The sequence below is a fragment of the Corynebacterium pyruviciproducens ATCC BAA-1742 genome, from assembly GCF_000411375.1.
GTDB classification, from domain to species: Bacteria; Actinomycetota; Actinomycetes; order Mycobacteriales; family Mycobacteriaceae; genus Corynebacterium; species Corynebacterium pyruviciproducens.
The window spans coordinates 35,244-46,920 of the sequence record NZ_KE150447.1; the positions used below are offsets into that span (position 1 = coordinate 35,244).

11 protein-coding genes are annotated in these 11,677 nt (G+C 62.4%); 2 read left to right on the plus strand and 9 right to left on the minus strand.

All coding sequences use genetic code 11. The features are described 5' to 3' along the window. Positions 1-4: 4 nt before the first annotated feature. From purF to HMPREF1219_RS06665, 6 genes are all read right to left on the minus strand, one after another. A complete protein-coding gene (purF, locus tag HMPREF1219_RS06640) occupies positions 5-1,513 on the minus strand; it encodes an amidophosphoribosyltransferase (RefSeq protein WP_016458121.1) in 1,509 nt (502 codons plus the stop codon). A 17-nt stretch (positions 1,514-1,530) separates the two neighbouring features. Further along, on the minus strand, positions 1,531-2,220 hold the full coding sequence (locus HMPREF1219_RS06645) for a VIT1/CCC1 transporter family protein (protein ID WP_016458122.1): 690 nt from the start codon (positions 2,218-2,220) through the stop codon (positions 1,531-1,533). 52 nt (positions 2,221-2,272) lie between these two features. Then, entirely contained in the window at positions 2,273-2,641 is a 369-nt protein-coding gene (locus HMPREF1219_RS06650) for a sterol carrier family protein (protein ID WP_016458123.1), read from the minus strand. 40 nt (positions 2,642-2,681) lie between these two features. Beyond that, entirely contained in the window at positions 2,682-3,809 is a 1,128-nt protein-coding gene (locus HMPREF1219_RS06655) for an HNH endonuclease signature motif containing protein (RefSeq protein WP_051120520.1), read from the minus strand. Positions 3,810-3,917: 108 nt separating this feature from the next. Then, complete coding sequence (locus HMPREF1219_RS06660; protein ID WP_016458125.1) at positions 3,918-6,179, minus strand: bifunctional lysylphosphatidylglycerol flippase/synthetase MprF; 2,262 nt, start codon at positions 6,177-6,179, stop codon at positions 3,918-3,920. Then, a complete protein-coding gene (locus HMPREF1219_RS06665; RefSeq protein ID WP_016458126.1) occupies positions 6,172-7,299 on the minus strand; it encodes an alpha/beta hydrolase in 1,128 nt (375 codons plus the stop codon). The genes HMPREF1219_RS06660 and HMPREF1219_RS06665 overlap by 8 nt, the downstream gene beginning before the upstream one ends. Before the next feature lie 219 nt (positions 7,300-7,518). Between HMPREF1219_RS06665 and HMPREF1219_RS06670 the strand changes: the two genes are divergently transcribed. Both HMPREF1219_RS06670 and trpD read left to right on the plus strand, forming a co-directional pair. Beyond that, entirely contained in the window at positions 7,519-8,166 is a 648-nt protein-coding gene (locus HMPREF1219_RS06670) for a TetR/AcrR family transcriptional regulator (RefSeq protein WP_016458127.1), read from the plus strand. A gap of 110 nt (positions 8,167-8,276) precedes the next feature. Then, positions 8,277-9,305: an anthranilate phosphoribosyltransferase gene (gene trpD, locus HMPREF1219_RS06675; RefSeq protein ID WP_040427402.1), complete on the plus strand. Its 1,029-nt coding sequence runs from the start codon at positions 8,277-8,279 to the stop codon at positions 9,303-9,305. Between the two features lie 41 nt (positions 9,306-9,346). Here the strand turns inward: trpD and HMPREF1219_RS06680 are convergent, their stop codons facing one another. The 3 genes from HMPREF1219_RS06680 to HMPREF1219_RS06690 are packed head-to-tail and all read right to left on the minus strand — an operon-like array spanning position 9,347 to position 11,650. After that, positions 9,347-9,928 (minus strand): MusI family membrane protein, encoded by a 582-nt coding sequence (locus tag HMPREF1219_RS06680; RefSeq protein ID WP_016458129.1) that lies wholly within the window; start codon positions 9,926-9,928, stop codon positions 9,347-9,349. Next, a complete protein-coding gene (locus HMPREF1219_RS06685; protein ID WP_016458130.1) occupies positions 9,929-10,804 on the minus strand; it encodes a carbohydrate ABC transporter permease in 876 nt (291 codons plus the stop codon). Next, the gene (locus HMPREF1219_RS06690) at positions 10,805-11,650 is read right to left on the minus strand and encodes a carbohydrate ABC transporter permease (RefSeq protein WP_016458131.1); all 846 of its coding nucleotides are present in this window, start codon (positions 11,648-11,650) and stop codon (positions 10,805-10,807) included. Positions 11,651-11,677: the final 27 nt, after the last annotated feature.

An 11,677-nucleotide genomic window follows, 5' to 3' on the forward strand; every position in this document is an offset into this window, starting at 1 on the left:
ATGATTAGTGAGCTGATTCGTAATCGGTGCCGACAAGCGGCAGCGGGTACGTGCCTTGCTTCATGGCACGCACAAGATCCGCATTATTATTACCTTCCGGCAGGCCAAGCGGGTAATCACCATCAAAGCATGCGCAACACATCGTCGCCTTATCCTGCTCCGTAGCATCCACCATCGCATCCACCGAAATGTAGCCAAGACTATCCGCGCCAATTGCCTGGCGCACCGCCTCCACCATCGCCTCCGGCTTCCCAGAATCCACCGCGTTCGCGATGAGCTCGCCCGGCGACGCAAAATCGATGCCGTAGAAGCACGGCCACTTCACCGGCGGGCTGGCAATGCGGACGTGTACCTCCGCGGCGCCGGCCTCGCGCAGCATCCGGATGAGAGCGCGCTGGGTGTTGCCGCGCACGATGGAGTCATCCACCACCACGAGCTTTTTACCCCTGATCTGGTCTTTCAGCGGATTTAGCTTGAGCCTGATGCCCAGCTGCCGCAGCATCTGCGTCGGCTGGATGAACGTCCGCCCCACGTACGCGTTCTTCACCAGGCCCGTGCCGTACGGTAGTCCCGACCCTTGCGCATACCCCACGGCCGCCGGTGTCCCCGAGTCCGGCACCGGAATCACCAGGTCACCGTCGGCTGGGCACTCCTTGGCTAGTCGACGACCAATCTCCACACGCGTCGTGTTCACCGAACGGCCGCGCAAATCCGAATCCGGGCGCGCCAAGTACACGTACTCAAAGATGCACCCCTTGCGCTTGCCCTCGGCAAACCGCATCGACGACACACCCGAATCGTTGATGACGACGAGCTCGCCCGGATCAATCTCCCTCACGAAGGAGGCACCCACAATATCCAGGGCGCACGTCTCCGACGACACCACCCATCCCCGCTCGAGACGACCGAGGCACAGGGGCCGCACTCCGTGCGGATCGCGGGCGGCGAACACGTTGTGGCCGTCGGTAAACACCAGGCAGAATGCACCCTCTAGCTGGGGGAGGAGGCGCAAAGCGGACTGGAGGACGGTGGTGCCGTTACCCGCAGCGTCGGCAAGCAAAGCACAGGTGACCTCGGAATCGGAAGGAAACCCCTCGGTAGAAACCAACCCCTTCGCCCGCGCCTCCTTCATGAGCTGCAGGTGGTTGATGAGGTTGCCGTTGTGGGCGAGCGCCACATCCGTGTCCGACGGCGTGGTGCGGAAAATAGGCTGGGAATTCTCCCAACTCACACCCCCGGCGGTGGAGTAACGGGTGTGGCCGATAGCCAGGTGGCCCTGCAAAGCCTGCAGGGACTGTTCATCGAAAACCTGGCTGACCAGCCCCAAGTCTTTGAAAACGACGATCTGCTCGCCGTCGCCAACCGCAATGCCAGCGGCCTCCTGGCCACGATGCTGCAGTGCGAAAAGCCCGTAGTAGGTGATTTTTGCAACGTCTTCGCCCGGCGCCCACACACCGAAGACTCCGCATTCGTCGTGGGGCTGATCGTCGAGAACAGGGTTAGTCGATACCACGACCACCAGCGTAGTAGCTACAAGGCCACCTCACCAAAGAGGTAACCCAGTCCGTAGGTAATCGCCATCGCCAGCGCGCCACCCACCACCAGGCGGGTGACGGAACGCGCAGTCGACCCCTCCGACAACATTGCCGAAATCCCGCCGGTGACGCACAGGGCAACGACGGTGGCGATGAGGGTGACGAGGCCGCGGGAGCCGGCGGGGGCAACCACCACCGCCACCAAGGGGAATATGCTTCCGAGCAGGAACGCAACCGCAGAACTAAGGGCTGCAGCCCACGGGTTGGTGAGTTCTTTCGAGTCCACGTTGTGGTGCACCATGAGGTGTGCGTGGAGCAGGTCGCCGGCGGCGAGTTCCTGCGCGGCGACGCGGGCGGTCTCCGGGTTGAGGCCGCGCTTCTCCAGCGTGCTGACGATGTCGGCTTCGAGGTCGTCGGGGGTGTCGCGGACTTCCTCGGCGTGCTGGGAAATCATGGCGCGCTCCGTGTCGCGCTGGGCGGAGACTGACACGTACTCACCAAGCGCCATCGACACCGCACCTGCGGTGACGGCCGCCATGCCGGCGGTGGCGATTTCCCCTAGTGCCGCGCCCGTTGCGGCGACACCCATGACAACACCGGCGGTGGAGATGATGCCGTCGTTGGCGCCAAGAACACCGGCGCGCAGCCAGTTGAGTTTTGCTGCGATCGAGGTTTTTTCTTCCATAGCGGCAACATTATCGCAGTTCAAAGGCCATTTCACCGTAGGTTAAGCTAACCTAGGGAACAAGCGGCAGATGCTTTCCTACCTCGGCAGCCCGGTTCCCACTGACGGAAATATCGCCCCTCGCGCACGCCGTGTCGAACGTGTCCAGCCCTAATGCCACACGCAGCCACGTCACGGGGCTCATTTCCACCACGTTGGGTGGTGTGCCGCGGGTGTGGCGGGGCCCCTCAATGCATTGCACCGCCGCGTAGGGTGGCACGCGCAGTTCGACGGAGTGGCCGGGGGCGCGCACCCCGACTTCCCCCACCGAGCGTTTTACGGCCTCTTTCAGCACTTTTCGCTCAGGTTTGGCGGTGTTTTTGGGGTCGGTGGCGTAGCCGCGGACGGGTTCGAGGGCGGCGGCGAGGTCGGTTGTGGTCATTGTTTTAGTGTAGGTCCCGCAACCGTGGTGGCGCGTGTGGCTACGCGGCTGTGGCTGCGGCTTCGGCGGCGAGTATTTTTGCGGCGATGGCGTGCCCGTTGTAGTCGGTGGCTGGCAGCTGGTTGTAGAGGATCGGCCCTCCTTCGGGCGGGATCCACCCGGCGCGGCCGTGGTCGTCGCGGATGTGTCGCCCGTTTTTTACGTGCCCCGGGTCGTCGTCGTTTTGTCGGTTGTGGTTGACGCACAGCCCGATGATGGTGAGGGCGTTGGTTTTGCCGCCGTCCTTGTAGGCGATGGTGTGGTGGTATTCGAAGTGGGTGGCGGGCTGTGTGCAGCCGGGGTGGGCGCAGTAGATCTGGTCAATGTCGATGGCTTTGCGCAGCGTGTCTGAGGCGAACCGTTCGTTTTCGAGCCGGTAGCAGTCGCCGATGTGGTTGGTGCCGTCGTAGATCACGACCCACCCGAGCGAGGAGAGCTGTTCCTTGATGATGTCGGCCCCGTCGATGATCCGTCCGTCCGTGGTCGCGTACTTGCCGTCCCCCACGTATCTGGTGCCGGGCAGTGCGGTGATAAACGCCGGCTCGAGCGCCCGCTTCTCCCCCGGTCCGCAACCCTCCGCGATGAGTTTCTCCAGTCCCGCCCCCAACACGGCTGCTTCATCGGCCCCCGGTGGTGCGGGGCTCACCCTCTTTAGCTTGTCGACGAACGCGTCCATCGCCTCCTCCTTCAACCGGACGTGCGCGTGTTTCACCCCCTGCGCGTCGGCGACCTTCGACACTGTCACCGTCGAATTGGTTTTCGGTTTCCGCAGCTCCTTGGCCATGATCCCGGCGCGTGCCTTGAGCTCCTGCCAGGTGAGGGTATCGGCGATGTCGACGAGCGCCACACGCAGCTTCTCCCGCTCCGGCTTGGCCACGTTGTTCATCGCCTTCGAGATGAGCACCAGCTTCGCCACCGACAGCTTTTCCGCCTTGGCCAGCACTTCCCTGTCAGAATAGCGGCCCCAGTTTTTGGCTGCGTGCACCCATTCGGCCACGGCGGGCTCGGAAAACCCGTACAGCCTCGACCACTCGCGGACAAGATCCGGGTGGAGGGTGCGTTCATGCCACACCTCACGGAAGAATTCGACGCCCTGAAGCGCCTGCGCAATTTTTTTAAAAATCTTCATGCCCGGCAGGCTAGGGCCATTTCCGCCCCGTTGCGAGGGGCCCCTTCCAAACCTGTGGATAACCCCCATTCCCGGAAGTTTTTCTCCGGAAAATTTATCCACAGGCCCCTATTTCCGCAGGAGCGCTCCCTTGGCCACATCGACCACGTCTACGTAGCAGGCACTCACCGCGAGCCCGATGGTGGGCAGGTCGCCGACATCCTTGTAGCACAACCACCACGCCTCGTGGGAGGGCTGGAATTTTTTCTTAAACGCAGCTAGCGACCTAAATCCGTACCACGGCTCCAGGATTTCCCCGAGCCGTGACAAAAGGTTATCCACCGCCGTAGGCTCCCCGCTTGTCGAATGCGCCAGCGGCGCCCCCGACAAACTAATCCACGTAAGCCCATCCTCGTGCGCCCGCCTGGCGGTCTCGGCGATGAGGAACTCCACTACCGGGCGGAAACCCTCCCTATCCCGGCGCATGAAGTCCAAAACCCACCCGCCGGCGGCCGGTAGCCAACTCGTCACCCCGTGGACGTGGCCGGACTCGTCGACGGCGATCATGAGGCGGACGCGCTCGTCGTCAAGCGACTCAAGCCCACCTAGGGTGAACCCCATCTCCGGCAGCGCCTTCTCCGCCACCCACTCCTCGGAGAGGGCGCGGATGCGCTCCCGGGTGACGGCGTCAAGCGCAGCCCACGTCGTCCATACCGAGCGGATATGCTCCTTGACCGCGCGGTTTGTGGCGGTTCTGACGTCTTGGAACTTCTTGCCTTTGAAGGAGACGTCGGTGACGTCGATGACGGATTCCTCCGCCACCTGGACGCGCTGGCCGGAGCGAGACTCGGCAAACGACGTGGGAACCGAATACCAGGCACAGGTGAGGCCGAGGCGTGCGCAATGGTCTTCGAAGGCGTCGGCAAGCCGTGTGGGAGTTGAGGAAACCGGGGAGCCGACGGTGACCGCAACCAGGTTGTGAACCTGGTAGGCGACGTAACCGTCCTCGGTGAAGAAGTACTCATTGCCAGGCCACAGGGTCATGTGCGACAGGTGATCGCCCAAGCCGGCGTCGAGGAAAGCGACCGCCCGGTCCCGCGACTCCCGGCCAGCGACCCGCGGCGGGGTGTGGAGCGCCCACCACAGGCCCACGGCGAACAGCACCCAAAACAGCGTCGACGAGACAAGGAACCGCCACGAGGGGGTGGTGCCGAGGACGATCTCGCGGATCATGGGCGGGAGGTAGACGAAGGGGAGGAACCCCCACCCCTCACCAAGCAGAAACCAGGTGAGAGCAGCGGCGATGGTTCCAAAACCGGCGACTTGGACGAACCGGAGCTCGCCGCCGCGGACGGTAAACAGCCTCCCCGTGAGCACCAGTACGGCAAGCCCCACCAGCCACGGCACGGCGACGGAGGTGACGCTCAGCCCGTAGAACCACGCCTCCCCCTCCGGCACCGACAGGTACAGGTCGGTTTCCAGCACGACGATGGGGAGGGTGACCGCGAACGCCGCGAGGCTCCCCCACCAGGCGAGCCGCCGCCCACGGGTGAGACCGATAACGAGGATGACCACGATGATCGCCGGAAGAATGGCCATCGCCAACGTGTTCGTCGCCTCCTCCGGCTGGCAGATTCCCTCCGCGCACGAGGAATCCCACCAGGCGACGCGAGTCAGCCGCGCGATCCCCGACAGCAGCCCCACCGAGTACGGGCTCAGCGCCGCGAACAGGGGCCCCAGGCCGATGGCCGCCACCGTCAAACCTACGAGGACCCGCCCCTCGGACACGCTCACCGCGCGGGGGCGCAGCGAAACCGGCCGATTCCACAGGACAATCCCCAGGCCACAGCCCACAAGCGTAGAAACGGCCACACATAACTGCGTCAGGGTGCCCGAATACAGTACGACGGTGACAACCCCCACCAGGAGCACCGTGCGCACGCGCCTGCGCCACAGCACTGCAAACCGCGCCGAGCCCATCGCTGCCGCGCCGAGGATCCACGTCAGTGGCGTGAGCACCTCCTGGCCGTGGAGCCCCTCGCCCCACGCCGTCGACGGATCCACCACCCCCCAGGCGATGAAGGCACCAAACGCCCCACCCACCGCCTGAATGAGCAAAATTATTGCCGCATACCAGGTAGACCCCAGTTTCTTCTCGGTGTAGGAGGCGCCCGTCAACGCCAGCGCCGTACACACCACCCCCGACGGGATCGACACGAACGTCAACCCGGAGGAGAACACCTGCAGGGGCGTGACCGGGTCGCCAAGGCTGAGCAGGTGGAGGTTCCCGCCGGGCCGAAAAATTGCGAAGAGTAACCAGCTCAGGGCCACAAGCGTCCAGGTGACAGGGGCCTGCCCGCTGGCGGCCCTGAGGAAACGGAGCTTAGTCATGGTTGATTCCTCCGATCCGGGTGATGAAGTCGATGTTGCGGATGAGCCCCTCGCGCCACACGCGGTAATCGTGGCCGCCGGGCAGCTCCGTCAGGGTCGCGTCCATCCCGGCCCTCCTCGCCGCCCGGTACAGCTCCTCCATCCCGGTGCGGTAGTCCTTGTCTTGCTTGCCGACGACGAATCGCACCTTCACCCCCGGGTAGCTCCCCGGCTCACCCATGAGTTCGAGGGGGTTGTTGGACGCGTAGGCGGTGGCGTCGCCGTCGAAGTACTTGTCCACGGTCTGCTGTTTCGTGCCCGCCAGCGGTTCCCGTTGCCCCGACATGTCGATGTAGCCGCCGTACGAGTCGGTGGCGGTGGTGGCGATCTGCAGAGCACACGTGCCGCCGTAACTCAGCCCGCCGAGGACCCAGTGGCTCTGCTCCTCATCTACGCGGAAGAATTGCTTGATGGCCTGGGGAAGTTCGTCAGAAATGTAGTCGTGGGCCCAGCCGACGCACAGGGGGTTGCCGGTGAAGGAGCCGGTGGCGTCGACGGAGACGACGATGGGGGCGACGCCTCCGTGGGCGTCCTGGTACTCGTCGAAAATTTGCGGGGCCTGCCCCTCCTCCATCCACATCGCGGGCGCGCCCGGGTTGCCGTGCATGAGGACGAGGACGGGCAGCGTCGCGCCCTGGAAGTAGGCCGGCGGGAGGTACACCTCGGCGGGTCGGCCCCGGCCGAGCACGACCGAGGTACGCACGCTCTTGCCCGGTGTCACCGAGTCGAGCTTGTCGTAGGGGACCTTCTCCACGCGGTTGGTGATGGCGCCGACGGTGGGCACCATCTGAAACTGGGTGTTGATGATACCGAGGGAACCGACGAGGGCGACGGCGACGAGGAGGGCGTGCCCGGGGCGTCGACAAGCGGACAACAACAGGAGGAGGACCGCACCGCCGACGACGAGGGACAGCGGGGCGTGGACAGCGTAGGCCGCCGCGGCGATCGACCCGAAAATCAGAACAAACACCGCGGTCAGGTGCCATTTCTGGCGGGTAAGGAGGTAGAGGGCAGGCGACAGGAGCGCAGCCCAAAAGGCGACCGACTGGAGGGTGCCGGTCAGCTCCACGGACTCAAGCATGGAAACAATATATTCCCATCGGAAAGTGGGGAACAAGACGAAACCGGCGTTTCTAGCAACTCCACAGCAAACTACCGACCCCTTGACACACAAATGCAACCTGGCCTGGTCGAACGGTGGCCAAAACGGCCCGAAATCCCGCACCGGCTGCTAACGTTTCCTGTGTACCAACCACGGGTCGCTCGCCCGGCGACACCGCGTCAACCTCCAAGGAGAGCCATGTCCACCCCGACAGTCACCACCCGGTTTAGCAACCTGGCCAGGGAAAAGAGGGAGAGAATCACCGAGGCGGCGACGCGGGAGTTCGCGCGGCACGGCTACGAGCAGGCGAACACCAACCGGATCGCGCGGGAAGCGGGGATCTCCGTGGGGGCGCTTTTTAAGTACTTTCCCACGAAAGCGGACATTTTCCTCTTCGTGGCGAGGCGCGGCGCGGAGATCATCGAAGCGAAGACGGCGACGATTCTCGAATCGGACGAGCCGGTGCTGGAGATCGTCGACAAGCTAGTGGACCTCATCGGGAAAACGTGCGTAACCGAGCGGGAAACCGTCCAGATGTACCAGGCGATGACCGCGCCGGGGGACCGGACCTTTGCCAAGGAAACAGCCGCTGAGCTGGAGCGGTACACTCTAGAACGGTACGTCGACGTGCTCAAGAGGGGGCAGGCGGCTGGGGAGGTGCGCGACGATATTTGGGCCACGTCGCTCGCGCTGCTGCTGGATAACCAGTTCATCTCGCTGCAGTATTCGCTCGCCACCGACTACTACGAGGAGAGAAGGCAGATGTACGTGGGGGAACGCCCAATTTCTGAGGTGTTGGAGGACACGAAGAAGTTCCTACGATCCGCACTCGCCGCCCGGAAGTAGAACACCCGTTCTACATTTCACCCCCGCTCCACCCCCCGCATGACCGTAATTGCGGGGTGGGCGACCGTACAATGAGGGACACCAAATTTTCTACAAGAAAGAAGTCCCCCGTGATCAGCGAAGCATTGAAAAAACTGGTAATCAAAGAAGACCTCTCCTACGACGAGGCCTACGCCGTCATGGACGAGATCATGAGCGGGCAGTCCACCCCCACTCAAAACGCCGCCTACCTTGCTGCGCTGTCGACCAAGTCCTCCAACGCGGAGACCATCGACGAGATCATGGGCTCCGCCGAAGCCATGCGCGCCCACGCCACCCAGGTAGACCACCCCGGCATCGAGGTACTTGAGATCGTCGGCACCGGCGGCGACAACGCCCACACGTTCAACATCTCCACCACCTCCGCGATGGTCGCCGCCGCCGGCGGAGTCGTCGTGTGTAAGCACGGCAACGCGGCCGCCACCAGCAAGTCCGGTGCCTCCGACGTGCTGCAGGCGCTGGGCGTCAACATCCACCAGGACCCGGAGCTCGTGCGCAAGCTCCTCAAAGAGGTGGGGATTGCATTCCTCTACGCGCAGCAGTACCACCAGTCCATGAAGCACGTGGCACAATTGCGCAAGGAGCTGGGCTTCCGCACAGTTTTTAACATCCTCGGGCCACTCACGAGCCCCGCGAAGCCGGAGCGTTTCGTCCTCGGCGTGTACTCCGAATACCTCGTCGAGCCGCTGGCCAAAGTTCTCTCCCACCAGGGGGTGCGCCGCGGGCTCGTCGTGTTCGGCCAGGATGTTATGGACGAGATTTCCGCCTCGGCGCCGTCCACCATCTGCGAGATTCGCGACGGTTACTTCCGCACGTCCGTGATCAAGCCCGAGGACTTCGGGCTGGAGCGCTGCAAGAAGGAGGACCTCGTGGGCAGCGATCCCGACGAGAACGCCGAGATCACCCGCGATGTTCTGGCCGGTAAGGACCGGGGCCCGCACCGCACCGCCGTCCTCCTCAACGGCGGCGCCGCACTGTTCACCGGTGACAAGGCCGCCACGCTTGCCGACGGCGTCGCCCTTGCCGCCGAGCTCATCGATTCCGGTAAGGCCACCGAGAAGCTCAACGCCTTTATCAAGGCCTCCAACGAGCTAGCATAAACACAGAAATTAGCGGTGACCAGCGCTTGGTCACCGCTTTTTTAACGCTTTTTTACAACCAACGCTATGAGGTACCACGGCAACGAGAAGCCGAAGAGGACCACGTACGTCACCGCCGCCCCAATCCCCACGGGCGTGAAAATCACCGCCGCAGGGAAAGCGAGAAGGATCACCACACCGAGAAGCGTGCGCGGCAGGTGTACGAGCGCATTATAGGCCGCCTCTGTTAGGTTGCACTCGGGGTAGAACCACACGGTGATGCCTGCCAGAACGATGAGACCAGACAACAGTCCCGCCTCCAAAATAAACGCCAGCGTGGAGCCGATCACGGCCCCCTCTGCCCTTCGGATGACGATAAGCTCGTAGATTCCTAGAACAGATAGGCAGGTCAGACCCACAAAGTAGCGGGTGGGGAGGGGGTGGTTGCGCACGTGCTTGGCGAATGTGATCGCCGGCTTGGACCCCTCGTCGCGCGCGAGCTGCGCAGCGACGTGGGCACCGGCGCGGATGGAGGCATCGGCGGTGATGATGGGCAGGGCCGCAACGATCATGCAGAAATTGACGATGACCAGGTCCGCCGCCAAAGAAAAGGCGGCGTAGAACCTGGAATTGGGGTTGAACATCTAGCCCTTGACCGCGCCGGCGGCAACACCTTCGATGATGTACTTCTGCGTGGAGACGTAGAAGATGACGATGGGGATGATTGCCAGGACAAGCATGGCCATCATGGCGCCCATGTCGCGGTTGCCGTTGGAGCCGACGAAGGATTGGACGACCACGGGGATGGTCTTGTATTTCGTCGACAAGCCGATGACGAGGTACGGGAGGAGGTAATCGTTCCATACCCACATGGCGTTGAGGATGGCGACGGTGACGGCGGTGGGCTTGAGCATAGGCAGGACCACACGGAAGTAGTTCTGCAGGGGGCTGCAGCCGTCGATGACGGCGGCTTCCTCAATGTCGAGGGGGATCGATTTGACGAATCCGGCGAACATGAAGACTGACAGTCCGGAGCCGAAGCCCAGGTACAAGACGACGATGCCGATGGGGTTGTTGAGGTTCAACATGTCGGCGATTTTCACCGTCGGGAACATGACCATCTGGAAGGGGATGACCATGCTGAACACGAACAGGTAGTACAGCGCCGAGGTCCACCACGTTTTCACGCGGGTGATGTAGTAGGCGGTCATGGCCGAGAAGAAGACGATCGCCGCGACGGAGAGGATGGTGATGACGAACGACCACAGGATCGCCCACAGGAACCCTTCCTTCATGAGTCCGACGGCGTAGTTTTCCACCCCTGCCCACAGCTCACCGGTGGGGAGCGCAAACGGATTGTTGGCGATGGAGAGCTTGTTTTTGAACGAGTTAACGATGATGAAGAAGATGGGACCGAGGAACACCACGGTGAGGAAGGCGAGCACCACGTAGAGAGTCACCTTGGTTCCGGTGCCCACCCGCGCTTCTTCGCTTTTCGACGTTTTGGTTTTGGTGGACATTTATGCCTCAACCTCCCTGGAGCGCGTGGCGCGGAGCTGGAACATGGCGATAACCACAACGACCACCACGAAGATAACGGCCTTGGCCTGGCCTACTCCCTCAACTCCGACACGGTTGAACATCGTATTCACAATGTTGAGGGCGACCATCTCGGTTTGGCTTCGCGGGGCACCGTTGGTGAGCGCTAAGTTTTGATCGAATAGTTTAAACGTGTTGCTGAGCGTGAGGAACAAGCAGATGGTGATGGACGGCATGACCATGGGGATGGTCACGTGTCGCAGGATCTCCCCGCGACCGGCACCGTCGATCTCCGCTGCCTCGATGAGTTCCGGTGGGACGTTTTGCAGCCCAGCTATGTAAATGATCATCATGTACCCCACCAACTGCCAGTTGATAAGCACGATGAGTCCCAGGTAGCCGTACTTCCAATCCGCGACGATCGTGGTTCCGTACTTTGCCAAAACCGCGTTTATCATGGATTGCCACGTGTACCCGAGCACGATGCCACCGATGAGGTTAGGCATAAAGAACACGGTGCGGAAGAAGTTTGTGCCTTTAAGCTTGCGGGTGAGGGTCCAGGCGATGGCGAACGCAAAAAGGTTGACCGTCACGATAGAAACTATGACCACGAGCGTGGTGAACACAAACGAATCTATGAAACCTTCGCGCTGGGTAAAGGCCTGCTTGTAATTATCGAGTCCCACAAATGAGGCGTCCGTAATCGTGGTGAAGTCTGCGAAAGACAAGAAAAAACCGATGACAAAAGGCACCAGGAATGCGATGAGAAACGCTAGCAACGTGGGGAGGACGAATATGGGGAAATATTTTTTCAGGCTGGACTGCATGAGTTATCTCCTACAATGAACGTCCCC